The sequence below is a fragment of the Flavobacterium paronense genome (genome assembly GCF_030409795.1).
GTDB lineage: Bacteria > Bacteroidota > Bacteroidia > Flavobacteriales > Flavobacteriaceae > Flavobacterium > Flavobacterium paronense.
The window spans coordinates 3,019,961-3,045,504 of sequence record NZ_JAUFQN010000019.1 but is presented as its reverse complement, the minus strand read 5'-3'; the positions used below and the strand labels follow the sequence as shown (position 1 = coordinate 3,045,504).

Below are 25,544 nucleotides of genomic sequence, written 5' to 3'. Positions count from 1 at the left end.
ATTTGCATTCAAAATAAAACAAAACAAAATGAAGAAAGTATATTTCATTGCGATATTGGCTTTAGCGATTAACGAGTTAAGAGCACAGCAAGACCCGCATTACACACAGTATATGTACAACATGAGTGTGATGAATCCAGCTTATGCTGGTTCAAAAGAGAGTTTGTCTGGAGGATTTCTCTACAGAAAACAATGGGTTGAAATTGAAGATGCTCCGACCACTGGTACATTTTTTATCCATAGTCCTGTTGGAAGAAATGTTGGTTTGGGACTTTCTGTAATCTCAGATAAAATTGGGCCAGTTGAGGAGAATAACTTTTACGCCGATTTCTCTTATACACTTAATTTAGGTGGTGAACACAGATTAGCTTTTGGTTTAAAAGCGGGAGCTACCATGCACAAAATTGATTTTAACACTATTTATCCAACATTGCCTGATTTAGGAGATGATGTTTTTGGTTCCGGAAATCCGAATAATACCTTCTTAAATATTGGTTCGGGGGTATTCTATTACACAAATAAATATTATGTTGCCTTTTCGGTACCAAATATGTTAAAATCGAAGTATTTAGATTTCGATGGCAGACAATATGGAACGGATGTAATTCATTATTTCTTAACCGGAGGTTATGTATTTGACATCAACCCTAATTTAAAATTCAAACCATTTGCGATGATTAAATCATCCGTTAATGCGCCAACATCTTTTGATGTCTCAGCTAACTTCATGATGTATGATAAATTAGAATTAGGAGCAACTTATAGATTGGAAGACTCTTTTGGAGCAATGGTAAATTTTGCCATAACCCCAAGCTTAAGAATAGGATATGCGTATGATCACATTATTTCAGATTTAAATGTAGTGACACCTGCTTCACACGAGGTAATGTTGTTATTTGATTTAAACTTCGCGAAAAAAGTATCACAATCGCCTAGATATTTCTAACCTAATAAAGCAATCCTAAAAATGAAAAATCTATATATAACATTAAGTTTTGTAGCCATTAGCTTTACAATCTCGGCGCAAAATAAAAACACCAAAATAGCTGATAAACTTTACGCTCGATATGAGTACATTGACGCAGCAAAAGAATATTTAAAACTTGTTGAAAACGGAAAAGCTGACGGCTATGTAAATAAGCAATTAGCAGATACTTATTACAACATGTTCAATACATCAGAAGCTATTAAATGGTATGCCAAAGCAACCGAGACACAACAAGATGCTGAAACGTATTATCGTTATGCTCAAATGTTGAAAGCGGAAGGAAAATATGAGGATGCTAATAAGCAAATGAAAAAATTTGCTGCAGCTGCTCCAAGTGATTTACGTGCTAAAGCATTTAATGAAAATCCTAATTACATTCCAAGATTATTAGACAAAGCTAAGTTATTTGATGTTAAATCTTCTGACATCAGTAGTGATAAATCTGATTTTGGAGCTGTTCTTTATGACAATACGCTTTACTTTACAAGTGCACGTAATGGTGCGAGAAAAAGTTATGGTTGGACTGATGAACCTTTTTTAGATGTATACAGAGCAGATTACAATACTGATGGCACCGTAACCAATGCAACAACTGTAAGTTCATTAAACTCACAATATCATGATGGACCATTGACAATGAGCGCTGATGGAAACACAGTTTATTTTTCAAGTGATAGTTTCAGAGAAAAGACTTTCGAAAAAGACAAGAAAAACAATCTAAAATTAGGAAGAAACAGTATTTACAAAGCAACTAAAAGTGGTGATTCTTGGGGAAGTATTGAATCGTTGCCTTTTAACAGCAAAGAGTTTTCAACCAGCAACCCAAGTTTGAGCAGAGATGGTAAAACCTTATATTTCTCCTCTAACAGACCCGGAAGTTTGGGTACCGGAACAACTGACATCTGGAAAGTGGCAGTTAATGCAGACGGAACATGTGGTGAGCCACAAAACCTAGGCAATAAAGTTAATACCGAAGGCAATGAAAGTTTTCCTTTTATTGCAGATGACAATAAAACATTGTTTTTTGCTTCAAGCGGAAAACAAGGTTTGGGTGGATTGGATGTTTATCAAATTGACTTAACTACTGGTGAGGCTGTTAATTTAGGTAAACCAGTAAATACTGAAAAAGATGACTTTGCTTTTACCTTTAACGAAAATAAAAAAATCGGTTTCTTATCTAGTAACAGAAACGGAAACGACGATATCTTTATTGTTAATCCAATCTGTGGTGTTGATGCATTAATTGTTGTTACAAACGCTAAAACAGGCGAAATTTTGTCTAATGCAAGCGTTTCTATACTTGATGACAAGAAAAATGTTATCGCCACGGAAATGTCAAATTCAAAAGGTGAAGTAAGCTACAGAGTTGAATGCGACAGAGCATATGTAGTTCAGGCTTCAAAAGATGGTTATGAAGGAAATACTTTTGCTATAACTAAAAGCAAAGGACCAAAAGCAAAAGTGGATGCAGCATTACAACCGATAGATGTTATTGTAACCGAAACAGAAATTATATTAAAACCTATTTACTTTGAATTTGACAAAGCCAATATCACTCAGGAAGGTGCTTTTGAGTTAGACAAATTGATTCAGGTGATGAAAAATAATGACAAAATGGTTATTATGGCAAAATCTCACACTGATAGTAGAGGAAGCGATAACTATAATTTAACGTTATCAGACAGAAGAGCAAAATCAACCGTTCAATACATAATTTCTAAAGGAATTGATGCCAGTAGAATTTCCGGAAAAGGAATGGGAGAATTAGAACCTAAAGAAATTTGTAAACCATGTACAGAAGCTCAATATGCTTTAAACAGACGTTCAGAGTTCTTGATTGTAAAGTAATTTAACAACTTCTTATTGTTGATATAAAAACCGTCTCGTTATGATAACGAGACGGTTTTTGCTTTATAAGTGGTTTTCTTAGCCCAGCTAAAAAAGTCTTTTAAATAGCCTTATATTAGCTTGAGGGAATTTATTTTAAGGCTCTTGTTAGCAAGGAAATAATTATTTTGAATAAAGTGAATATGTATATGGAAAAATTTATCGGTCTAGCATTAATTATAGTGGGTTCATTATATTTCAAAGCCATTACACAAAGAAAGTCAGCTAAATCTTTAGCGGGCACATGGAGCTCAAATCGCGGTTATGTTGCAAGCGTAGCCATAATAGTATTTGGCATTATACTACTGTTTGGGTTGCGTGGAGTATTAAAACATTAATATAATTAAAAGCGATTTAACAACTTATTTTATTCGAAGCTACTTAGAGAGCAAGATTATAGAAGAACGAAGTAAACTGACAAAGTAAATCTACATTATCAAGGATACTATAAAACAAAAAAGCGGCCTGAAAATTCAGGCCGCTTTTTTATAAAAATGTAATTACTAATTAACTACAACATTATCTATTTGCATGGTAGAGGTAAGACCAGTTAAACCGCTTCCAATATATTCGAATACAAAATATCCATTTCCGGTAACTGTTCCTGGGATATTATAGTTTCCACTAGGAGTAAAGTTTGTTGGATAACCTGAACTTGAACCTGGTGAATAGGTGAAACTTGATGTAATATCAACCAATTTAGAATTATTTATTATTCCTCCTGGAGTATAATCTGAGGCTAAAATGTAATACACTTTTAAAACAGTACCATTAGAAAAACCTTCTTTAGTTTGAAACGAGAAAGTATTTGCAGCAGTCAAATCGACAGGTATTAAGAATACTGAACGGTTATTTTCATTAACTAAGGTTGTTGAAGTTGAAGAAGTAAAAGAAGTCATTTGTAAATATCTATTACCTCCAAATAAAGTGGTTTGCCAATATCTTGTTCCCACAACGGCATCATTAATATATTTAGGGAATATTTTATTATTTGGTGATGTTGAGCTATATGATTCAAAATTTTCGGTAAATGAACCCAAATAAGCTAATGCACTTCCAACAATTGGCGGAGAAGTGTCAAAACGATCTAGAGTTAATTTAATGTCACTTTCGTATCTAACTATGAATTGAAAATCGGTATCGTATTTAGTTAAAACACCTCTGATTTTTCCACTTCCTTTTGGTACTTGATTAAAAGTAAAAGGACAAAAACTACTGAAACGAATTATTTTACCAGAAGTACCTGTTGTAGAAACTAAAGTGTGATTTGTAGCACCACCACCTGAATCTACATCATAGTATGTTCTGTTAAGAGAAGTATCAGAAAATTGTACTCCGTCTAATTCAACAAGTGTGTTTTGATTAGCATCTGTATATGCTACTGATAAACTCAAAGTTCTTATCATTTCACTTTCAGGAACAACTGTTGCTGAAGGAAATAAATGATCTTGCCATTCAAACTCTGAAATTCTTCCTATAGTCCCTTGGTATAAAGAACCTATTTGCATTGAACCATAAACAATTGCAGAGTATAATCCATTCAATTTAATGAAAACTTTTCTTCCTGGTATGAATCCTTTGCCATATAATGTTGTAACGTTCAAAGGCACACTAAATCCTATCGGATTTGAACCGTCAGTTGGAATAGTTTGAAATGATATCGATTTGTAAAAAGTTCCCTTTTCATCACTTGATGTTACATACGCTTCGATTATATCGTCTGTAGTAAATTGGACCGGTGTAGCTGTAGCAACAGTGCTAACTGAAGCCACAGTTCTAGTACTTGTCAATTCATAGGTAACCAAAGTATTCTCTGGTGTTGAGTAATGATCATCTGAAGCGCAACTAGATAGAAGCCCGATTGTCAATGATAATAGTAAACCTGATTTTAAAATTATTTTTTTCATATTATTTTATGATTTATTTTTTGTCGAAAATTCTAACGTTATCCAATTCGTATGTTCCATCTAGTGACGTATTTGTTCCCGAACCTTTACATTTGAAAGCTATATATATATTTCCAGTGTAACTAGATAAATCAACTAATCCTGAACTAAAAAAAGTAAAATTAGTATCATAATTTAATGGTGGTGTTTTGAATGATAATGTTTGCCAACTTGCAGTCATTACATTTGTACCATCGTAATCTGTTGAAACCAATAACTCAATTGAGTTTGAAGAAGATGAAACGTAAGCTTGAGCGACATCAAACGCTAATGTTTCATTATTCATAGTGTCCATATTAATTGCCGGAGAAACTAACCAGGCGATGTTAGATGCTTGGCCTGATTGGTAAGAGGTGAATTCTGCATATTTAGTTCCACTATACAACCCTTCATTCCATTTAACGGTTCCTACTTGAGCATAATTTGTCCATCCAGTAATGTTTAGAACAGAACCGTCTGTAGTGTTTCCAAGAAACTCTTCATAAAATGCATACTTTGTAAAATCTGCTATTTTTATATCGTTTTCTGGTGAACATCCTGTAAATGGCAATAAAGCCAAGAATACAAGAACAATTTTTTTATAATTTTTCATAACTATTTAATTAAAAATTAATATATAAATTTAAGAAATAAGTTCTACCATAACCGTAGAAATATTTTGGTCCAAAAGCAGGAGTTCCGCTTGAGACGTCTTGATTAACTTCTCTGTAATTAGCTTTTCTAGACTGTTCGAATCCACCTGTTTTATAGGTCACATCAAAAACGTTATTAATGCTGGCAAAGAAACCAAAAGTTTGTTTTCCAACTTTCCATGATTTACCACCAGTTAAGTTTACTAAATAAAAATCGTCAAATTTTTCTTGTTTCAATAATTCTTTTGCTCTCTCCGGAGTAATTTCAGGAAAAGACAAGCCTTCTAAATCATTTGGATTTCTGAAGAAATTAGCTGTTCTTAACAAAGAGGATACATTTAAATAGTTATCAGCAATATAGTTTGCATTGGCGCCAATCCACCAGAATTTTGGATCTCTATATTCAATTCCAAATGAAGCTGCAGTTTGTGGTCCTCCTCCTAATCTGTAACCTTTTAATTTTGCTTGTCCAAAATCTGCAACTGGATTAGTATTGTCTGGTGTTGCTAAATTATCATTATTCAAAGATACATTTGGATTATTGTTATATGTGTTTTCTCCGTAAGCTCCTGAAAGAGATAATTTAATAGTTGATGTGATTTGATACTCCATTCCTAACTCTAAACCAATATTCTGTTTTTCAACGTTTGAAAGTGTTTCTGCAACAAATGCATCTCCACCATCTCCACCATCATCTAAGAAAACACCTTCTCCATAAAAAAATGAAGTTTCGGTTCCTTTTTTAATATTAGTATAATAAGCTGTTAATCTTGATTTGAATTTAGGTGCCTTTATGATGTAACTCACATCACCGCTTGTAACGTTTTCTGATTGAAGTCCAACAGAAATATTATCATTTATACGTGCATTTGGGAAAACATTTCTTAAAGATGGTGCTTTGGTCATGTAGGCTGCGTTAAAATTAAAGAATTGTCTTCCCGAAATTTTATACGTTAGGCCACCTTTAAAACCAAAATTTTCAAAAAGGTAGGTATTGCTTTTTCCAAATGAATTTGTTGGATAAATACCGTTTTTGTATAATCCTTCTCTTTGATATTGCGTTCTTGTAAACGACTGTGCTAAATAAAAATCAACCTTTTTATAAGTAAACTTAAATTGAGTAAAAGCATCAATAGTGTTAGCTAATAGGTTATAATTGTATGAGAAAGTATCTCCCACTCCGACTGTTCTGTTTGGATTGTTTAAGTCAGACTGTTGTTGATCGGCAGTATTAGTAAAATAATTTTTATCATCAAAATATTGGCCACCTAATAAATCTAATACATTAGCAAAGTTGTGTGATTTTAAATTTCTAAAAGTCACCCCGGCATTCATATTGATATTATCAGCCAATTGTGAATTTATAACTGAATTAGCAGTCCACACTTTATCATCTGTTCTATCTTCATATAAAATGTAAGCACTATGCCCGTCTGATGAACTTAAATTGGTATTATACATATTAGTCCAATCTATTTGTCTGTTTGCTAGAAAACTTGAAGCTGCACTAATACCAGCTGCCACATTTGCAGGATCATCTCCTAGAAAATCGGTATAATCATCTGGGTTATATGCCGAAGTATAATAACTTGGTAAATTTCTGTAATAAGTAGGGTCTGGATTGTTAACACCTTGATATGCTAAACGACTGTTTCCAATTTTTCCAAATTGGTGTGTTACCGATGTAGTTAAATTAGTTTTATCAGTAACTTTCCAATAATGCGTTAACATTAAGATTGGCTCATTAACTTCTTTATCTCTTGAATTTCTTTTTTTACCATCTTGCCATCCCCAATATGAATTGTATTTAACACCGGCTAAGCTTGTAATTTCATCCGTATTTGGTGAACTTTTACCACGGCTGTTCTCAGAGTAAATAGAAGTAAAGTTTAAGGAATGGTGATCATTGAATTTCTTTTCAACGCTAGCAAACAATGCTTTTGCATCATAATCAGTTCCTTCGAAGTAACCTTCCTTTGCCCATCGCCCGGAAGCAGACACTACAAATGCCCAACCTTTTGTACTCATTCCCGAAGCATGAGTTGCCATAGTTCTCCAACTGTAGTTTGTGTTAGTCCCTGAAAATGAAATTCTTGATCCTTTTCTGTATATAGAAGCTCTTGTATTGATTTCTTGTGTGCCAAGAATTCCTCCAAAAGTATAGTCAGAAGGTCCAGAACCCGTTGTAAATTCCTGATTTCTTGTAGCATCATTTAATCCTCCCCAGTTTGACCATTGTGGTCTTCCGTCATAAATTTTATTCATGGTTACTCCATTAATCATGGTAGTACCATATTCATTATCTAAACCTCTAACTCTAAAACGAGCTTGACCCCAGTTAAAAGCAGCTGCTTGTTGAAACGCATCTCTTGATGCTTGTAACAATCCAGCAGTACTTTCTGAACCACTGTTATCATCACCCAAATCATTTTCGGTAATGGTAATTAAACTTAATTGTTGTTCCGATGTGATATCTTCTTCCAAAACCACAACTCCTAAATCTAACACTTTGCCAGATTCTACATCAACTGATAGCAACTGATCTTTAAATCCAGTACTTTTAATTTGAAGCAATTGACTTCCTTTTGGAGCATCTAAAAATGTAAATACACCGTTAGCATCTGTTAATACAGTTAGACTAGTGTTTTGAATAGATGCTACAACATTTTGTAACGGCTTTTGGTTTTTTGAATCTACAACTTTTCCTTTAATTCCGGCTGTTGTCTGTGCGAAGACAAAAACAACCTGTAATAAAAATAAAGCACTAATGACAAGTTTTTTCATAAATAAAATTGGTTTAATTTTTTCTAACATTAAGTCTTAATGAAAACTTAAAGCCGACAAATGTACATCTTTTAATAATATTATCTACTTTTGGCTCGAAGTTTGTAAAAAACTTGACAATTAATTAATATATGTTTTATGAGAATTAAAAAGTTTATAGCTCTTTTCTTTGTTTTATTCGCAATCATTGGAGCAAATGGTCAATCAAAAAAGTATATAGTGCATACCGTTGCCTTCTACAATTTTGAAAATTTGTTCGATACAATTAATGAAGCAAACAATGATGAAGAATGGCTGCCAAACGGAGTTCAAAACTGGACATCTGAAAAATATCACAAAAAATTGCACAACTTAGCTCATGTGCTTTCAGAAATAGGAACAACAGAAAACCCAAATAACTCTCCAACATTCATTGGTGGTGCTGAAATTGAAAACAGAGGCGTTCTAGAAGATTTAATCAAAGAACCGGCACTTATTAATAAAGATTACGGAATTGTTCATTTTGATTCGCCTGATAAAAGAGGAATTGATGTGGCATTGTTGTATCAAAAGAGACATTTTAAACCAACTAGTTATAAAAACATCCCTTTATTGATTTACAAAAACCAATTAAAAGCAAACGTCAAAGAAAAGAATGAAAAAGACGATGCTGCTGATGATAAATCAGAAGTTGATAAGAATTTGGACCGAGTTTTTACTAGAGATATTTTATTAGTAACCGGCTTACTTGATGGTGAAGAAATAAACATAATGGTAAATCACTGGCCATCACGCTCTGGTGGTGAAAAGAAAAGTTCTCCTTTCCGTGAGGCAGCTGGTAGATTAGACCGAAAAATAATGGATTCTATATATAAAATCAACCCAAATGCCAAAATTATAAACATGGGCGATTTAAATGACGGAACTTACAACAAAAGTGTAAAAGAAGGTGTTGGTGCCATGCGCAAAAAAGAAGATGTAAAACAATTTGGCGTGTACAACCCTTTTGAAGAAATGTTCTACAAAGGTAATGCTACACTGTTCTATCGTGATGCCGGAGATATTTTTGACCAAATCATGGTTTCTGAAACCTTAATCCAAAAAGACACTTCTTCTTTCCGTTATTGGAAAGCCGGAATTTACAACAAACCTTTTATGATAACGACCGTCGGTCAGTACAAGGGCTATCCGTTAAGACATGGCTCCTCTGAGGTTGGATATAGCGACCACTTCCCCGCCTACATTTATCTGATTAAAGAAGTGAAATAATATTTTAAAGTCCCGAACGTATCGGGACTTTTTTATTTTATAACTTTACTGAAAATTACTACCATGTCCATACCAAAACCATTCAACCTCAACCAATGGATTGACGAAAACCGTCATTTATTAAAACCCCCAGTTGGCAATAAAAACATTTATGTAGATTCCGAAGACTATATCGTAATGATTGTGGCAGGTCCAAATGCCCGAAAAGATTATCATTACAATGAAACCGAAGAATTATTCTATCAACTCGAAGGCGAAATCACGGTTTATGTTCAGGATAATGGCGAAAAAAAAGCGATGAAACTTTCAGCTGGTGATATGTATTTACATCCAGCAAAAACGCCACATTCTCCCAACAGAAGCGACGGTTCGATTGGTTTGGTAATCGAATTAAAACGAGCCGGTACAAATGCCAAAGATGGACTACTTTGGTTCTGCGATAACTGCAATCACAAACTCTATGAAGTCTATTTCCCATTAACCGATATTGAAAAAGATTTTTTAGGACACTTTGAACATTTCTATAATTCAAAAGAACTTAGGACCTGCGATAAATGCGGAACCGTAATGGAAACTGACTCTCGATTTACAGCAAAATAAGTATTGCTTTTATTATGAATATATTTCAGGAGCTATTTCCAGCTGTCCACTATATCTTTTTATGATTTTTTAAATCATAAAAAGGATGCCGTTCCCATCTGGGCTAAAATTCAAAATAAAGATTTACTTTTGCTTAAATTTTACAAACAATCAAATTTAAAATAATACAATGTCAACAATTGCTCAACAATTCGGCATGACCGAAGCGCTGGAAACTCTTGGAGTAAAAGCTATAAACGAAGGAACTTCAACAGGAAACAACTGGTTTTCTAACGGTGAGGTTTTCGAATCATATTCACCAGTAGACGGACAATTAATCGGAAAAGTAAAAGCATCATCTGCTGCCGATTACGAAAAAGTAATGCAATCCGCAACCGAAGCTTTCAAAACTTTCAAACTAATGCCGGCACCACAACGCGGTGAAATCGTACGCCAATTTGGAGAAAAATTACGTGAAAACAAAGAAGCTTTAGGTAAATTGGTTTCCTATGAAATGGGAAAATCATTGCAGGAAGGTTACGGAGAAGTGCAGGAAATGATTGATATCTGCGATTTTGCTGTTGGTTTGTCACGTCAATTACACGGATTAACAATGCACTCAGAACGTCCGGGACATCGAATGTACGAGCAATATCATCCAATGGGAGTTGTTGGAATCATTTCGGCTTTTAACTTCCCAGTTGCCGTTTGGGCTTGGAACACCGCTTTAGCCTGGATTTGTGGTGATGTTTGCGTTTGGAAACCCTCTGAAAAAACGCCTTTATGTGGAATCGCATGTCAAAATATTATCGCCGAAGTTTTAAAAGAAAACAACCTTCCCGAAGGTATCTCTTGTTTAATAAACGGCGACTATAAAGTGGGTGAATTAATGACTCACGATAAAAGAATTCCACTAGTTTCTGCAACTGGTTCAACAAGAATGGGCAAAATTGTTGCCCAAGCTTGTGCCGCTCGTTTAGGAAAATCTTTATTAGAATTAGGCGGAAACAACGCCATCATCGTAACTCCAGATGCTGACATTAAAATGACAGTAATCGGAGCTGTATTTGGAGCAGTAGGAACAGCCGGTCAACGTTGTACTTCTACGCGTAGATTAATCATTCACGAAAGTATTTATGATAAAGTAAAAGATGCAATCGTTGGCGCATACGGTCAATTGCGAATCGGAAATCCATTAGACCAAAACAATCACGTTGGACCGCTTATCGATACGCACGCTGTTGAAATGTATAACAAAGCATTATCAAAAGTTGTTGAAGAAGGTGGAAAAATCTTAGTTGAAGGCGGCGTTCTTACCGGAACAGGTTACGAAAGCGGATGCTATGTAAAACCAGCAATCGCAGAAGCTAAAAACTCTTTTGAAATTGTGCAGCACGAAACATTTGCTCCGGTTTTATACTTATTAAAATATTCTGGCGATGTTACTAATGCTATCGATGTTCAAAATGGCGTTGCTCAAGGTTTATCATCAGCGATTATGACGAATAATCTTCGTGAAGCGGAAGCCTTTTTATCCGTTGCAGGTTCTGATTGTGGAATTGCCAACGTAAACATCGGAACTTCTGGTGCTGAAATTGGTGGTGCCTTTGGTGGTGAAAAAGAAACTGGTGGAGGGAGAGAATCTGGTTCTGATGCTTGGAAAGTATATATGAGAAGACAAACGAATACAATCAATTATACTACTAGTTTGCCATTGGCACAAGGAATTAAATTTGATCTCTAGAAAAAAGACTCAAGACCGCTTCGCTGCAAGAAAAAAGAATAAAATTCCTGAAACGATAAAATAAAAAAGCGTCCAAATTCAGGACGCTTTTCTTTTCTCTTTCTTCTTGCAGTGCAACGATCTTTTATCTCTATTTTGTTTTCTTTACATACTGCGTTAAAATAACAATATGCTGTCCTTCGACTCTTCCTTCAATTTGATCGGCATTGTCCCAAACCAATTTGATGTTGTGAACAGCAGCGCCTCGTTTTGCGGTAAAGTTAGCTCCTTTCACATCTAAATCTTTAATTAAAACAACAGAATCTCCTTCTTTCAGGATGTTTCCGTTTCCGTCTTTGTGCACAATTTTGCCATCTTCATCTTCTCCTTCTCCAGTAGCACCTGCCCAAACTAATGTTTCTTCATCAAGATACATCATATCCAGCAAATCTTGAGGCCAGCCTTCTGCACGTAATCTGTTTAACATTCGCCATGCAACAACTTGCACAGGCTTGTTCTCATTCCACATACTGTCACTAAGACATCTCCAATGATTTGGATCGGTTGGTGTAGTGTTTTCTATCTGGTTTTTGCAGATTGAGCAAACCAATACCGAATTGTCTAAAGATATGGCTTCTTCTTTGGTTAAATGAATTCTCAAGTCTTCGGTTGAACCACACAATTCACATTTGGAACCGCTTCTTTCGTTTAATTTTTGGTCGATAACACTCATGTTGTTGGTTTTATAAATTAAATGATGCTCCAATTTGAAACACGAATTGATTATTATACTCGTCAAATCCTTGAACATTTGAATCGTATCTTGCTAATGGAACTCCGGCTTCAGTATAAATTCCAAAACCATTTGTAAAGAAATACCTGAAACCTAAATGGGCTCCGAAATTTCTTGTCCCTAAATTTAAACCAGGATAAATATCCATTGCTTTATCCAATTTGAAAACATTTCCCAAGTTAGCATTGAAACGAACTTTTGCATCAGCTCTGTCTCCAAAATCAGGTTTAACACCCGCAACTTCAGTAACCGAAAGCAAATAAGACGCTACAAACCCATAAGACATGTTTTCGCCAATTCCGAAATCTGCCGAAACATTAATTCCTGTTCCGTGATCTTGTACGTTCAATCCCACTTGTGCTTTAATATCTCCTTTTCCTTTATAGGCTTGTGCATTTGCCAAACTTACCATAACGATTGCCGCTACTGTGATTATTTTTTTCATGTGTTTTTAATTTTGCTGCAAATATAGAAATTCCAAAAATCTAATTCCTTCCTTTCTCATTAAAATACAAATCATTTAAAGGTTCGCTTTGCCAAAATTCCTTTGTGTCAATATCCAATAAGGTTAATGGCCCTTTGAAAGCTGCGCCAGTATCAATATTCCACACACAAGCCTTTTGTATTGGAACTGTTTCGTTTATTTTGGTTACCGGTGTGTGACCAATATATATTTCGTCATACAATGTTAATCGTTTCGGATAATGAAGACTATGCTTAGCAATGGATTCATCAAGTGACAAAGCGGTTTCCCAAAGTGTTCTGTCCCAGTAAAACATTTTTGGGAAAAATTCGTAATGAATGCCATTCATATTGGTAAAACCTGCATGAATAAACAATCTGTTTTGTTCGTCTAAATAATAATCTTGTAGCGATTTTAAAAAATCTACATGGATTTGTTTTTTTGCTGCTGAAACAGTAGTATAGGCTAGGACAGTGGCTTCTCCACCATGTTTGTACCATTCAAGATTGTCTTTGCTAACAGAGAGCCATTGCAAAAGCAACTCATCATGATTGCCTCGAATGAAAATGCATTTGTTTTTTTTATTCAATTCTATCAAATAATCTAAAACCTGTGGCGATTCGCTCCAGCCATCAACATAATCTCCAAGAAAAATAAGCATGTCATCTTTAGTGACTTTTGCTCTGTCTAATACTTGATGCAACGCTCTTAAACCTCCATGAATGTCACCAACAACTAATTTTCTACGCATTGTTTTTATCGTATTTCATTTTTCTTAATATTCGTAAGGCTTCTTTAAAACTCAAATAGACCATTGGATTTTTTTGAGCCTTCAAAAAAAGTTTTGCGGCTATCAGTTTTTGTTTTGCCTCATCAAACCCATTGAGATAGCAAATCATTAAAGTAGAAGATATATTTTCCAAATCCTTTTCTTCCCGCTCACTAAGTTGCAATCCTTTTTCTAATTTATTAATCACTGCAATAGTGGCATTGTAAATATGATGCAGCATTTTTTTGTTATAAGCCGGTGGTTCGAAAAGCAATTTGGTTTCCATTTTATAATAGCCATTATCAAAAAAATGGATGGTCAGTTGCTCCAATGGATAATAACTCGTTTTGTCATTCAGCCCAAGTGCTACGTGCTCGATAATAGTAAAACTTTTCTCATCATAACTAATAGAAACAACATCAAGAGCTGAATAAAAAAGTTTTACTTGTTCATTTATCAGTTCAATATCTACACGAGAAAAATAGGTTGTGTCTCTAATTCTTTTAGGAACTCCAGCCCAGCAAATTACAAACAATTCTTTGAAAACATTATACTTTGACGTCATGTCTTTGTGGCGATTATTCATGAAATCAATTACACCGTCCAATGTATATGCAATGCTGTTTCTCGAACTGTTTTCAATACTGATTACTGTTTCAATATTAAGTTTTGAATAAGGGATTTTATTTTCCGTTGGCATCGAATTGCTTCCTACTCGAACAAAAACGGTATTCGCCAAAATAGTATGAATGTTTTTCTTAAAAAAAGAAGTTTTATGTTTGGGTTTAATAGTTACCAATCCAACAACTCTGTCTTTAGGTAAATTAGGAAATGGAACGTTTTCATATTGAATTTTGGGCGGATTTTCAAGATAAGCATTGACCAAATTTTGAATCCTACTGTCATCAAAAAAATCATCGCCCGTAATTTGATTGTCTTGATCTTCAACGCCAACAACAATATAGGAATTATTGGAAGGATTAGAATTTGATAACGCACAAATGTGTTTCAAAAACTTGGCTTTTCCTTCTTTAGTATGCAAATTCAACTGGCGTTTTTTATCATAAAAACTACACTCATCATTGTGAGCTAAAAGATTTTTAATCAAAAGACGCTTGTTAATCATTGGGCTAAATTACAATCTTTTACGGAACCTTATTCCCCATACTTTCCGTCCAAATAGCAAACCAATCCAATTGGGATAAATCCATTTCAACGGCTTTCATCAAGGCCTGAATTCGAGCAATGTTAACTGTTCCGGCAACCGGAATGACATTAGCTGGATGTTTTAAAACCCAAGCTAACAAAATGGTGTCCGAGCCCAAATGATATTTATCAACCAATTGCACCAATAGTTTTTTTAACCTTCTGGTTTGTTCAATATCTTCTCTAAAAACGGTTCCAAGCGGATTCCAAGACATCGGATGAATGTCATGCAATTGCATATAATCTAAACTTCCATCAAGCATCGCTTCATGATGTGTTGCTGAGAATTGAATCTGATTGTAATTGATTTCTGTTTTTTGACGAATCAATTCGGTTTGAGAAGCCGTAAAATTAGAAACACCAAAATCAATAATTTTACCTTCGTTTTTTAATTTTTCAACGGCTTCAGCAATTTCATCAGCAACCATTAACGGACTTGGGCGATGCAATAACAAAACATCCAAATAATCGGTTTGTAGATTTTTTAATGAATTTTCAACCGACCAAATAATATAATCTTTTGAGTAATCGTAATGTTTAATAGCATTATTTCTGCCTCGGTCAAGTTGTATTCCACATTTTGAAATCAATTGAAGTTTATTTCGGTCTATTTTACTTTGGGCAAAAGCCTTTCCAAAATCAGCTTCAGTCGTATAACCTCCATAAATATCGGCATGATCAAAGCTTGTAATTTGATTTTCAATACAAATATGAATTAGATGCTCCATTTCTGAAGTAGCTAATTTTTTGTCCCAAATTCCCCAGTTCATGGTTCCGGCAACGATGGGTGATAATTTTGTTTTCATTTTAATTATTTTAAATGATGAAGATATATGAATTTGTATTTTAGAAATTTAATTATTTTACTACTAAAAATTTCCGAAAACAGATTAGGTCTTAAAATTATAAAAAGAAAATCATAAATCATCCTTAAAATCGGGATGTTTTGTAAAGTTTTAACGCATTGTTAACATCTCGTAAGAGATTAAATTTTCACTTTTGAAATGTTAAAATTATAACCGTCACATATTAGAATAAATAGAGTAACTATGGAAGAAAATGGTACTGCTTTAGATATTAGAGCAATTAATGAAAAAATTGAAAGAGAAAGTGCTTTTATCGACTTACTGACAATGGAAATGAACAAAGTCATCGTGGGTCAGAAACACATGGTAGAACGATTGTTAATTGGACTTTTAGGTCAAGGACATATTCTGTTAGAAGGCGTTCCCGGTCTAGCAAAAACATTAGCCATAAATACATTATCACAAGCCGTTCACGGTAGTTTCAGCCGTATTCAGTTCACACCCGATTTATTGCCTGCTGATGTTGTTGGAACGATGATTTATAACATTAAAGCCAACGAATTCTCTATAAAAAAAGGACCAATTTTCGCCAACTTCGTTCTTGCAGATGAGATTAACCGTGCGCCAGCAAAAGTACAATCGGCTTTGCTTGAAGCGATGCAGGAAAAACAAGTTACAATCGGAGATACAACTTTCAAATTAGACAGACCGTTTTTAGTTTTGGCTACTCAAAATCCAATTGAACAGGAAGGAACTTATCCGTTACCAGAAGCACAAGTCGATCGTTTTATGCTCAAAACCGTTATCGATTATCCAAAAATGGATGAAGAACGAATGGTTATCCGTCAAAATCTAAAAGGTTCTTATGAAAAAGTAAACCCTGTCGTTACAGTTGCCCAAATTCTAAAAGCACAAGAAGCAGTTCGAGAGGTTTATATGGATGAAAAAATAGAAAAATATATTTTAGATATTGTTTTTGCCACTCGTAATCCTGAAAAATACAAACTCGAAAGTTTAAAACCACTTATCGGATTTGGCGCTTCTCCTCGTGGAAGTATCAATTTAGCTGTTGCAGCCAAATGTTATGCCTTTATCAAACGCCGTGGTTACGTAATTCCAGAAGACGTTCGCGCCGTGGTTCACGATGTATTGCGTCACAGAATTGGAGTTACCTACGAAGCGGAAGCCGAAAACATTACTTCTGTTGACATCATCAACAAAATCGTAAACGAAATAGAAGTTCCTTAGTAGAAACTATAAACTGTTTGCGAAATGGAAACTAAAGACTTACTCAAAAAAGTTCGTAAAATCGAAATCAAAACCCGAAGACTGAGTGATCATATCTTCTCGGGTGAATACCACACGTCATTTAAAGGCCGTGGTATGACGTTTTCGGAAGTGCGCCAATACCAGTTTGGTGACGACATTCGTGCCATTGATTGGAACGTAACCGCACGCTACAACGAACCTTACGTAAAAGTTTTTGAAGAAGAACGTGAATTGACGATGATGCTGATGGTAGATATCTCGGGTTCTGAAAGTTTTGGCACCAAAAATCAGCTAAAAAGTGAAATCGTAACCGAAATTGCTGCAACTATGGCATTTTCAGCAACGCAGAATAATGATAAGATTGGCTTGATTTTATTCACTGACCAAATCGAATTATATATTCCGCCGAAAAAAGGAAAGTCACACGTATTGAGAATCATCCGTGAGTTAATTGAATTCCAGCCAAAAAGCAAAAAAACCGATTTATCTCAAGCATTGAAATTTCTTTCATCAACACAAAAAAAGAAAGCGATTGTCTTTGTGATTTCTGATTTTATGGTTGATGATGATTACGAGAAAACCTTGAAAATTGCCGGAAAAAAACATGACATTACCGGTGTTCGTGTGTATGACATCCGCGAGGAAAAAATGCCAAACATCGGAATGGTAGAAATGGAAGATGCCGAAACAGGAGAAATTTTAGTAGTAAATACAGGTTCAAAAAAAGCACGCTTGAGCTATGAAAAACAATATCAGGATAAAGTGAGTTACTTTAAAGATATCTTTTCAAAATGTGGTTCAGGAACTGTGAATACAAGAGTTGACGAAAGTTACGTGACAAAATTATTGGGTTATTTTAAATCCAGATAAAACAATGAAATTCAAATTATATATAGCATTCTTTCTGTTATCGACTTCGCTTTTTGCCCAAAAGGTGACAACTTCTGTGGATGTTACCAAAAACAAAATCGGAGCCGAATTCAAATTGACTTTAAAAACCGATGTTGATACCTTATCCAAAGTAAAATTCCCTGAAGCTAAGAATTTTGGTGCTTTGGAAGTTATTCAATCCTATAAAATTGACACGGTTAAAAACGGTGCTCGATATGAATTAATTAAAAAATATGGCTTAACACAATTCGACAGCGGAAAATATATTATTCCAAGAATTCCTGTTTTAATCAATGGAAAACCTGTTTTTTCAGACAGCATCAAAGTAGAAGTTAATGATGTAAAAGTCGACACATTAAAGCAAAAAATGTTCGATATCAAAGACATCGCGCAAGCTGAAAGTCCGTTAGGAACTTGGTGGATTTACCTTTTGATCTTGTTAGCTATTGGAATTGCTGGCTATTTCATTTATCAATTCATTAAGAAAAGACAAAATCAACCAAAAGCTGAAGTGATTGTTTTCAAATCGCCTATCGAAAAAGCAACGACTCTGTTACAACAATTAGAAACCAAAGAGCTATGGCAAAAAGGTGAAATCAAACATTATTATTCGGAACTGACAGACATTGCGCGTAATTATATCGAAGAAGAAATCAATATTCCAGCGATGGAAAGCACAACTTCGGAACTCATTGAAGGTTTGCGAAAAGCATCCAAACAAAAGAAATTAAAACTCTCAAACGAAACGGTAGAAAATCTGGAAAAAGTTTTAATGCAAGCTGATTTAGTAAAATTTGCCAAGGTAAAACCGCTTGATTTTGAAATTGAGGAAGATAAAAAACGTATTTCAAGCTCTATCGTAATCATTCATAAATCAATTCCGGAAGTTGTAGAAAATGATGATGAACTGGCGTTATGGAACGAACAACAAAAAGAATTGGCGCGTTTGCAAAAATTAAAAAAACAAAAACGCGTTAGAATTATTTCGACCATCGGAATCCTATTGGGAATGCTGCTTCTTTTTGTTTTGGGCCTAATTTATTTCAAAGGATTTGACTATGTAAAAGACAATTTCCTTGGTCATCCAACCAAAGATTTAGTCGAAGGGCAATGGGTTTATAGTGAATACGGAAATCCCGGCGTAAGAGTCGAAACACCAAAAGTGTTAAAGCGAATTGACGCCACAAAAACACTTCCAAAAGATGCTATGGCGTTGATTAAGGAAATGCAGACTTTCGGTTACGGAAGCTTGTTGGAAGATTTCTATATCTCGGTTTCGACAGTAACTTACAAACAAGAAACACAAATAGATTTAGATAAGACAGCCGAAGGGTATCTGAAAGTTATGGAAGCACAAGGTGCGCAAAACATCATCGTGAAGACAGAAGATTTTGATACACAAAAAGGAATTACAGGTAAGAAAGCTTATGGTACAATGACTGTTTTAGATAAAGTAAAAGGCAAGTCAACCAAAATGTATTATGAAGTATTGCTTTTCAGTCAAAACGGCGGACTGCAGACTATTATGGTAATGCATCGTGAAGATGATAAATACGGACAACAAATTGCCGAAAGAATGTTGAACTCGGTCGAATTACAAACAGCACAAGAATGAAAGAGGTAAGCTTTTTAAATCCTGAATTTTTCTGGTTGTTTTTAGTACTTCCGGCAGCTGTTTTGTGGCAAATCTGGAAAAGAAAACAGCAAGGTGCAACTTTGAAAATAAGTTCGGTAAAAGGTTTCAAAGCACAAAAATCGTTGTTAGCCAAACTAAAACCATTCTTATTTGTATTGCGATTATTGGCATTGAGTTCGTTGATTATTGCCATGGCGCGACCAAGAAAAGTAGATATCAGCAGCCAGACAAAATCGACTAAAGGGATTGATATTGTAATGGCAATCGACGTTTCGGGAAGTATGCTGGCCAAAGATTTAAAGCCAAACCGAATGGAAGCTTTGAAAAAAGTAGCCGAAAACTTCGTGGAAGGACGACCAAATGACCGAATCGGAATTGTAGTGTATGCTTCAGAAGCCTATACAAAAACGCCCGTAACGAGCGACAAAGCAATTATTCAGGAAGCCATTCAAAGTATTAAATACGACAATGTTTTGCAGGACGGAACGGGAATCGGAATGGGATTAACTACTGCTGTCAATCGTTTAAAAGACAGTAAAGCCAAAAGCAAAGTGATTATCCTTTTGACTGATGGTGTGAACAACGCTGGTTTTATTGAGCCCGAAACGGCTTCGCAAATTGCAAAAGAATATGGAATCAAAGTTTACACGATTGGAATCGGAACTAATGGAAACGCGATGTTTCCATATGCTTATGCGCCAAATGGTGGCTTTTTATTCCGAATGATGCCTGTTGAAATTGATGTGAATTTATTGCAGACAATCGCTAGAAATACTGGTGGGAAATATTTTAGAGCCAGCAGCAATAGTAAATTGGAATCGATTTATAAAGAAATCAACAAATTGGAAACAACAGAAATTCAAGAGCTGAAATTCTATGATTATGATGAGAAATACAGATTATTTGTTTGGATTGCTGGGATTTTAGTTTTACTAGAATTTGGTTTACGAAATACGATTTATAGAAGTTTTATATAAAGAATTATGTACGAGTTAGAAGAAAAATGGTATTTATATTTCTTGATTGTCATTCCTGTAATGGCATTACTTTTCCTGTACATTCAATTCTGGAAAAGAAAAAAGCAGCGCGAGTTTGGTGATTTGGATTTAATCAAAAAATTAAGCCCCGAAAAATCAGTTTTCAAATCTGCTTTGAAATTAGCTGTAATTCTACTAGCATTAACTTGTTTAATAATCGGATTGGTTAACCCAAAAATCGGAACCAAATTAGAAACCGTAAAACGCGAAGGAATTGATATCATTTTTGCGATTGACGTTTCCAAAAGTATGTTGGCCGAAGACGTAGCGCCTAGTCGTTTGGAAAAAAGCAAGCAATTGGTCTCACAGATTATCAATAATCTAGGCAGCGACCGAATTGGAATTATAGCCTATTCCGGTAGTGCTTTCCCGGTTTTGCCAATTACTTCGGATTATAGCGTTGGGAAAATGTTTTTACAGACGATGAATCCCGGAATGATTTCGGCACAAGGAACATCAATTGATCAGGCAATTAATTTAGCAACAACTTACATCGATAAAAAAGATAAAACCAACAAACTTTTAATCATCATTACCGATGGTGAAGATCATTCCGATGCGGCTGCCGATGCGGCTGAAGAAGCTAAAAAAGTGGGGCTGAAAATAATGACAATCGGTGTTGGAACTGAAAAAGGAGGAACCATTCCGTTGAAAAGAAATGGCGTTGTTGAAAGTTTTCAGCGCGACCAAAATGGCGAAGTGGTAATTACTAAAAGAAACGCTGAAGTATTGAAAGCAATTGCAAAAAGTGCCGGTGGCGGTTATGTTGATGGCAACTCAACTAAAGATGTTTTGGATTATGTAAAAAATGCTTTAGACAATATTCAAAAAACAGAATTTGAAAGCACACAAATGGCCGATTTCAAATCACAGTTTCAATGGTTTTTAGGATTTGGGTTTTTCTTATTGTTTTTGGATGTTTTCCTTTTGGAGAAAAAGACAAAATGGGTGAAAAAGATGAATTTATTTAATGAAAAAGAATAAATGAAAAAGTTACTTTTATATAGTTTAATTCTGATTTCCTTTTTGGCGAAAGCCCAAGAGAAGGAAAAGGATAAAGATTTGCCAAAAGGAAACGATTCTTTTGCCGAAAAAAAATATGATGATGCTGAAGCCGAATACAGGATTTCGGAATCTAAAAACCCGAAAAAATCGATTGCATCCTACAATTTAGGAAACGCGGTTTACAGACAAAATCAATCAAGCGAAGCCAAATATCATTACGCAAAAGCTTTGAAAAACGCTAAAACCAGAGCCGAAAAACATCAGGTGTTTCACAATATCGGTAATACACTGATGAAAGATAAGGATTATGGTGGAGCGGTAGAAGCCTATAAAAATGCGTTACGGAACAATCCGGCAGATGAGGAAACACGTTACAACTATGCTTTGGCTAAAAATATGCTAAAAGATAATCCGCCAAAAAAAGACGATAAAAAGGACAAGGACAAAAAAGACAAGGACAAAAAAGACGATAAAAACAAGGACAAAGACAAAGATAAAAAAGACGACAAGAAAGACGGAAAAGACAAAGACAAAGATAAAAAAGACGGAGATAAAAATAAAGATAACAAAGACAATAAAGATCAAAATCAAGGACAACCAAAACCTCAACCTGGCGGAATTTCGAAACAACGTTTAGAGAATTTATTAGATGCTGTAAACAATGAAGAGAAAAAAATTCAGGATAAAGTAAACAAACAAAAAGTACAGGCCAATCCTAAAAAAGCAGAAAAAGATTGGTAGTTAATTTTAAAATTAGTCAATTTGAAAATGAAAAGGATAATAATTTTAACGGTTTTACTAATAAGTTCATCATTTTTTGCTCAGGTCCAATTTGAAGCAAAAGTGAGCAAGAATTCTTTGGGATTAAACGAACGACTTCGTGTTGATTTTACAATGAATGCTGATGGTGATAATTTTGTACCGCCAAATTTTGAAGCGTGCGGATTTAAAGTCGTTGGCGGACCAAGTCAATCGGTAAGTCAATCCTGGATAAACGGAAAAAGTTCGTTTAATAAATCGTATATCTATATTTTACTGCCTACACAGAAAGGCTCATTAACACTAAGACAAGCATCGGTTGAAATCAATGGTCAGATTTATAAAACATCACCCGTTAAAATCAATGTGACCAATGCGGTTGAAATTCCAAAAGATCCAAATGAAGCTCCAGCCATAAGCGCAGACGATAACTTGTATTTGGTTGCAGATATTTCAAAAACCAATCCATATCTGAACGAACCGATTACCGTGGTTTACAAATTGTATTTCAGTTACAACATCGGAATCACAAATTGGCGCGAATTAAACAAACCAAAATACAATGATTTTTGGAGTCAAAATATCGACATCAAACAATTGGTTGCACAAGACGGAATCTTTAAAGGCGAGCGATATCGTTATGTGATTTTAAGAAAAACCGTTTTATATCCACAAAAATCCGGGAAGCTTGAAATTGAGCCACTTTCTTTAGATATAGATTGTCAGGTGCCGACAAATAAAAGAAATTTTTGGGGGCAAGCCATGATGACCGAAGACAGTAAACGAGTTTCTGCCGGAAGCAAAGTCATCAACGTAAAAGCACTTCCTGAAAAAGGAAAACCTGAAGATTTTTCCGGCGCTGTTGGTCGTATGGATTTTCAAGTAAAACCATCCAAAACCATATTAAAAAACGGAGAATCTTTAGATTTAGATGTAAGTGTTGTCGGAACCGGAAACATGAAATTGTTTACATTGCCAAAACCTGTTTTGCCTGCTGCTTTAGAAATGTATGATCCGGTTCACGACGAAAATGTGTCAACACCTTTAACAGGAATGACTGGAAGAATTTCGGATAAATACACGATAATTCCACAATACAAAGGCAATTACCAAATAAAACCTATGCGTTTCTCCTACTTTGATTTGGGTTCAAATAGCTATAAAACCATTACTTCCCAACCCATAACAATCAATGTTTTGGATGGACCAAGTGTAGCAAGTTCAGAAAAAGCTAATCCGAATGATGTGGCCAAAACCAAATTAGAAGCGGCCAAGTCGTTTGCTTACATCAAACAAAAAACAACTTTACAACCTATGGAAAAGGATGATTTCCTTGGTTCAGGATTGTTTTATTCTTTGGTGTTACTTCCGTTTTTAGCGATTCCGTTTTTAATTATCGGAAGAAGGAAAAAAGAAGAAATGGACAATGATGTTGTGGGTAACAAAATCAAAAAATCGAATGCTTTGGCTAAAAAATATTTGGGTGATGCCAAAAAACATTTGGGCAACAAAGAACCTTTTTACATTGCGCTTGAAAAAGCCATGCACAATTTCCTGAAAGCGAAACTGCACATCGAAACTTCGGAAATGAGCAAAGACAAGATAACAGAACTTTTGCTTTCGCGAAAAGCAAATGCGGAAACGGTTTCAGAGTTTATTCAGTTAACTGAAAACTGTGAATTGGCACGTTATGCTTTTTCTTCTGAATCGGCAATCCAAAATGATTACGACAAAGCGGTGGTGATTATTTCTGAACTTGAAAAGCAATTAAAATAATTGACAATGAATAATTGATAATTGATAATGAAAAATATATTCTACATATTCCTTTTAATTTTTCAGATTTCATTGGCACAAACTGGTTTTGACCAAGGAAACAAATTCTACGAAAAAGAAAATTGGATTGCTGCGATTTCTAGCTATGAAAGCGTTGTAAATTCCGGGAAACAATCGGCGGAATTGTATTTCAATTTAGGGAATTGCTATTACAAATCGCATAAAGTAGCACCGGCGATTTTCAATTTTGAAAAAGCCTTATTGCTTAGCCCGAACGATACTGAGATAAAAACCAACTTAGAATTTGCCCGAAAAATGGCTATTGACGATATCAAAGTTATTCCAAAAGTAGGTTTCAACAAACTGCTGGCTGATTTAACCTCAAAGTATTATTATGACACTTGGGCATGGATTGCAGTGGCTTTTGCCTTCTTATTTTTGCTTTTTTTTGTGGGGTATTACTTTTCGCATTCAACTGTTTTGAAGCGCATTTTCTTTTTTGGAATGTTTCTGTGGCTCATCGGAATTGGCCTAAGTGCTGCATCCGGTTTTTATGAAAAAGGCCGCATGGATAACGAAAGACCGGCTATCGTTTTTGCCGAAACAGCATCCGTAAAAAGCGAACCAAAAAGTGCTGCAACTGATGCTTTTGTGCTACACGAAGGAACCAAAGTTTACATTCTGGAAAGCATCGCCAACTGGAAAAAAGTCGAACTCACCGACGAAACAACAGGCTGGATTGAAGAAAGCACGATTAAGGAAATTAAGAATTAGTGTTCAGTTTTCTCCCGATAGCTATCGGGATTAGTGTTCAGTATGATTATCTTTGCAGACTAATTTTATTTAGGTTTAAATCCTTATTCCTAAATCATAATTCCTAAATCCAAAAATGTCAAGAGACGAACAATTAAAAAACCGCTGGGACAATGTCGTTCAAATCCTTTCCAATCAGTTTGCTGAAGGAGATATTCTGGATTTAGACGCCATCATATACTTAATCGGAGTGCAGGAATTAGGGCAATTCAAGCAGCCTTTCAAAAAAGATGAAAAGGTAAATCTAATGCACATTGCCATCTGCCGTTTGTTAGAACCTTATGGTTTCTACGAATTTGATTTTGTAGATAAAGATGGTTGGCCACATTATAAAATCAAAGAGGAATTGCCATCATTAAAAGCCGGAGAACAATCGGTTTTAATGAAAGAAGCGATTGTGAATTACTTTCTGGAAAAGGAGGTTATTGAGTAATAGTCTATTTATGTAGTAGCACTTTGCGCTCTTTGCTCCTTTGCGAGAAATCCCATAAAAACCTTGCGAACTTTGCGGTTAAAACCTAAATTTGCATCTTT

General features: G+C 35.0%; 22 protein-coding genes. 14 read left to right on the top strand and 8 right to left on the bottom strand.

The genetic code is table 11. The features are described 5' to 3' along the window. Window positions 1–28 precede the first annotated feature (28 nt). Window positions 29–946: a PorP/SprF family type IX secretion system membrane protein gene (locus tag QWY90_RS14540; RefSeq protein ID WP_290286784.1), complete on the top strand. Its 918-nt coding sequence runs from the start codon at window positions 29–31 to the stop codon at window positions 944–946. Between the two features lie 21 nt (window positions 947–967). Continuing rightward, window positions 968–2,836, top strand: coding sequence for an OmpA family protein (locus tag QWY90_RS14535; protein ID WP_290286783.1), 1,869 nt, complete (start codon window positions 968–970; stop codon window positions 2,834–2,836). A gap of 542 nt (window positions 2,837–3,378) precedes the next feature. On the opposite strand, the gene QWY90_RS14530 is transcribed toward QWY90_RS14535, so the two are convergent. Genes QWY90_RS14530 through QWY90_RS14520 form a run of 3 tightly spaced genes read right to left on the bottom strand, consistent with a single transcriptional unit; the run spans window position 3,379 to window position 8,237 of the window. Further along, window positions 3,379–4,782, bottom strand: coding sequence for a DUF5689 domain-containing protein (locus QWY90_RS14530; protein ID WP_290286782.1), 1,404 nt, complete (start codon window positions 4,780–4,782; stop codon window positions 3,379–3,381). Window positions 4,783–4,795: 13 nt separating this feature from the next. Beyond that, the gene (locus QWY90_RS14525; RefSeq protein ID WP_290286781.1) at window positions 4,796–5,413 is read right to left on the bottom strand and encodes a choice-of-anchor J domain-containing protein; all 618 of its coding nucleotides are present in this window, start codon (window positions 5,411–5,413) and stop codon (window positions 4,796–4,798) included. Between the two features lie 10 nt (window positions 5,414–5,423). Then, window positions 5,424–8,237 carry a TonB-dependent receptor gene (locus QWY90_RS14520; RefSeq protein WP_290286780.1) on the bottom strand — a complete coding sequence of 938 codons (2,814 nt, stop codon included), beginning with the start codon at window positions 8,235–8,237 and terminating at the stop codon, window positions 5,424–5,426. Window positions 8,238–8,375: 138 nt separating this feature from the next. On the opposite strand from QWY90_RS14520, the gene QWY90_RS14515 reads away from it, so the two are divergent. The 3 genes from QWY90_RS14515 (at window position 8,376) to amaB (ending at window position 11,808) form a co-directional block, all read left to right on the top strand. After that, complete coding sequence (locus tag QWY90_RS14515; RefSeq protein ID WP_290286778.1) at window positions 8,376–9,485, top strand: endonuclease/exonuclease/phosphatase family protein; 1,110 nt, start codon at window positions 8,376–8,378, stop codon at window positions 9,483–9,485. A gap of 63 nt (window positions 9,486–9,548) precedes the next feature. Then, a complete protein-coding gene (locus QWY90_RS14510; protein ID WP_290286777.1) occupies window positions 9,549–10,085 on the top strand; it encodes a 3-hydroxyanthranilate 3,4-dioxygenase in 537 nt (178 codons plus the stop codon). Window positions 10,086–10,254: 169 nt separating this feature from the next. Then, window positions 10,255–11,808, top strand: coding sequence for an L-piperidine-6-carboxylate dehydrogenase (gene amaB / locus QWY90_RS14505; protein WP_290286775.1), 1,554 nt, complete (start codon window positions 10,255–10,257; stop codon window positions 11,806–11,808). Window positions 11,809–11,938: 130 nt separating this feature from the next. On the opposite strand, the gene QWY90_RS14500 is transcribed toward amaB, so the two are convergent. Genes QWY90_RS14500 through QWY90_RS14480 form a run of 5 tightly spaced genes read right to left on the bottom strand, consistent with a single transcriptional unit; the run spans window position 11,939 to window position 15,824 of the window. Next, on the bottom strand, window positions 11,939–12,520 hold the full coding sequence (locus QWY90_RS14500) for a PhnA domain-containing protein (protein WP_290286773.1): 582 nt from the start codon (window positions 12,518–12,520) through the stop codon (window positions 11,939–11,941). Between the two features lie 10 nt (window positions 12,521–12,530). Beyond that, on the bottom strand, window positions 12,531–13,025 hold the full coding sequence (locus QWY90_RS14495) for a DUF6646 family protein (RefSeq protein WP_290286771.1): 495 nt from the start codon (window positions 13,023–13,025) through the stop codon (window positions 12,531–12,533). A gap of 40 nt (window positions 13,026–13,065) precedes the next feature. Beyond that, on the bottom strand, window positions 13,066–13,794 hold the full coding sequence (locus tag QWY90_RS14490; RefSeq protein WP_290286769.1) for a metallophosphoesterase: 729 nt from the start codon (window positions 13,792–13,794) through the stop codon (window positions 13,066–13,068). Next, window positions 13,787–14,938, bottom strand: a complete 1,152-nt coding sequence (locus QWY90_RS14485; RefSeq protein WP_290286768.1) for an ATP-binding protein — start codon at window positions 14,936–14,938, stop codon at window positions 13,787–13,789. The genes QWY90_RS14490 and QWY90_RS14485 overlap by 8 nt, the downstream gene beginning before the upstream one ends. A 19-nt stretch (window positions 14,939–14,957) precedes the next feature. Then, window positions 14,958–15,824: an aldo/keto reductase gene (locus tag QWY90_RS14480; RefSeq protein ID WP_290286767.1), complete on the bottom strand. Its 867-nt coding sequence runs from the start codon at window positions 15,822–15,824 to the stop codon at window positions 14,958–14,960. Between the two features lie 243 nt (window positions 15,825–16,067). Here QWY90_RS14480 and QWY90_RS14475 point away from each other — a divergent pair, with 243 nt between their 5' ends. The 9 genes from QWY90_RS14475 to QWY90_RS14435 all read left to right on the top strand — a co-directional run bounded on the left by QWY90_RS14475 (window position 16,068) and on the right by QWY90_RS14435 (window position 25,443). After that, window positions 16,068–17,072 (top strand): AAA family ATPase, encoded by a 1,005-nt coding sequence (locus QWY90_RS14475; RefSeq protein ID WP_290286766.1) that lies wholly within the window; start codon window positions 16,068–16,070, stop codon window positions 17,070–17,072. A 24-nt stretch (window positions 17,073–17,096) separates the two neighbouring features. Next, a complete protein-coding gene (locus QWY90_RS14470; RefSeq protein WP_290286765.1) occupies window positions 17,097–17,963 on the top strand; it encodes a DUF58 domain-containing protein in 867 nt (288 codons plus the stop codon). A 4-nt stretch (window positions 17,964–17,967) separates the two neighbouring features. Then, a complete protein-coding gene (locus QWY90_RS14465) occupies window positions 17,968–19,599 on the top strand; it encodes a hypothetical protein (protein ID WP_290286764.1) in 1,632 nt (543 codons plus the stop codon). Continuing rightward, window positions 19,596–20,597, top strand: a complete 1,002-nt coding sequence (locus QWY90_RS14460) for a vWA domain-containing protein (RefSeq protein WP_290286763.1) — start codon at window positions 19,596–19,598, stop codon at window positions 20,595–20,597. Before QWY90_RS14465 ends, QWY90_RS14460 begins: the two co-directional genes overlap by 4 nt. Window positions 20,598–20,603: 6 nt before the next feature. Beyond that, entirely contained in the window at window positions 20,604–21,641 is a 1,038-nt protein-coding gene (locus QWY90_RS14455) for a vWA domain-containing protein (protein ID WP_290286762.1), read from the top strand. Beyond that, window positions 21,642–22,403: a tetratricopeptide repeat protein gene (locus tag QWY90_RS14450; protein ID WP_290286761.1), complete on the top strand. Its 762-nt coding sequence runs from the start codon at window positions 21,642–21,644 to the stop codon at window positions 22,401–22,403. Window positions 22,404–22,430: 27 nt separating this feature from the next. Next, complete coding sequence (locus tag QWY90_RS14445; RefSeq protein ID WP_290286760.1) at window positions 22,431–24,197, top strand: BatD family protein; 1,767 nt, start codon at window positions 22,431–22,433, stop codon at window positions 24,195–24,197. A 27-nt stretch (window positions 24,198–24,224) separates the two neighbouring features. Beyond that, entirely contained in the window at window positions 24,225–24,971 is a 747-nt protein-coding gene (locus QWY90_RS14440; RefSeq protein WP_290286759.1) for a tetratricopeptide repeat protein, read from the top strand. Between the two features lie 115 nt (window positions 24,972–25,086). Beyond that, window positions 25,087–25,443, top strand: a complete 357-nt coding sequence (locus QWY90_RS14435) for a hypothetical protein (protein WP_290286758.1) — start codon at window positions 25,087–25,089, stop codon at window positions 25,441–25,443. The last annotated feature ends 101 nt before the right edge of the window (window positions 25,444–25,544 follow it).

Coding starts and splice junctions, on each gene's coding strand:
- QWY90_RS14540 (WP_290286784.1), top strand. CDS start 29: ATGAAGAAAGTATATTTCATTGCGATATTGGCTTTAGCGATTAACGAG.
- QWY90_RS14510 (WP_290286777.1), top strand. CDS start 9,549: ATGTCCATACCAAAACCATTCAACCTCAACCAATGGATTGACGAAAAC.
- QWY90_RS14525 (WP_290286781.1), bottom strand. CDS start 5,413: ATGAAAAATTATAAAAAAATTGTTCTTGTATTCTTGGCTTTATTGCCA.
- QWY90_RS14465 (WP_290286764.1), top strand. CDS start 17,968: ATGAAATTCAAATTATATATAGCATTCTTTCTGTTATCGACTTCGCTT.
- QWY90_RS14475 (WP_290286766.1), top strand. CDS start 16,068: ATGGAAGAAAATGGTACTGCTTTAGATATTAGAGCAATTAATGAAAAA.
- QWY90_RS14500 (WP_290286773.1), bottom strand. CDS start 12,520: ATGAGTGTTATCGACCAAAAATTAAACGAAAGAAGCGGTTCCAAATGT.
- QWY90_RS14470 (WP_290286765.1), top strand. CDS start 17,097: ATGGAAACTAAAGACTTACTCAAAAAAGTTCGTAAAATCGAAATCAAA.
- amaB (WP_290286775.1), top strand. CDS start 10,255: ATGTCAACAATTGCTCAACAATTCGGCATGACCGAAGCGCTGGAAACT.
- QWY90_RS14495 (WP_290286771.1), bottom strand. CDS start 13,025: ATGAAAAAAATAATCACAGTAGCGGCAATCGTTATGGTAAGTTTGGCA.
- QWY90_RS14480 (WP_290286767.1), bottom strand. CDS start 15,824: ATGAAAACAAAATTATCACCCATCGTTGCCGGAACCATGAACTGGGGA.
- QWY90_RS14535 (WP_290286783.1), top strand. CDS start 968: ATGAAAAATCTATATATAACATTAAGTTTTGTAGCCATTAGCTTTACA.
- QWY90_RS14520 (WP_290286780.1), bottom strand. CDS start 8,237: ATGAAAAAACTTGTCATTAGTGCTTTATTTTTATTACAGGTTGTTTTT.
- QWY90_RS14435 (WP_290286758.1), top strand. CDS start 25,087: ATGTCAAGAGACGAACAATTAAAAAACCGCTGGGACAATGTCGTTCAA.
- QWY90_RS14530 (WP_290286782.1), bottom strand. CDS start 4,782: ATGAAAAAAATAATTTTAAAATCAGGTTTACTATTATCATTGACAATC.
- QWY90_RS14485 (WP_290286768.1), bottom strand. CDS start 14,938: ATGATTAACAAGCGTCTTTTGATTAAAAATCTTTTAGCTCACAATGAT.
- QWY90_RS14460 (WP_290286763.1), top strand. CDS start 19,596: ATGAAAGAGGTAAGCTTTTTAAATCCTGAATTTTTCTGGTTGTTTTTA.
- QWY90_RS14440 (WP_290286759.1), top strand. CDS start 24,225: ATGAAAAATATATTCTACATATTCCTTTTAATTTTTCAGATTTCATTG.
- QWY90_RS14515 (WP_290286778.1), top strand. CDS start 8,376: ATGAGAATTAAAAAGTTTATAGCTCTTTTCTTTGTTTTATTCGCAATC.
- QWY90_RS14455 (WP_290286762.1), top strand. CDS start 20,604: ATGTACGAGTTAGAAGAAAAATGGTATTTATATTTCTTGATTGTCATT.
- QWY90_RS14490 (WP_290286769.1), bottom strand. CDS start 13,794: ATGCGTAGAAAATTAGTTGTTGGTGACATTCATGGAGGTTTAAGAGCG.
- QWY90_RS14450 (WP_290286761.1), top strand. CDS start 21,642: ATGAAAAAGTTACTTTTATATAGTTTAATTCTGATTTCCTTTTTGGCG.
- QWY90_RS14445 (WP_290286760.1), top strand. CDS start 22,431: ATGAAAAGGATAATAATTTTAACGGTTTTACTAATAAGTTCATCATTT.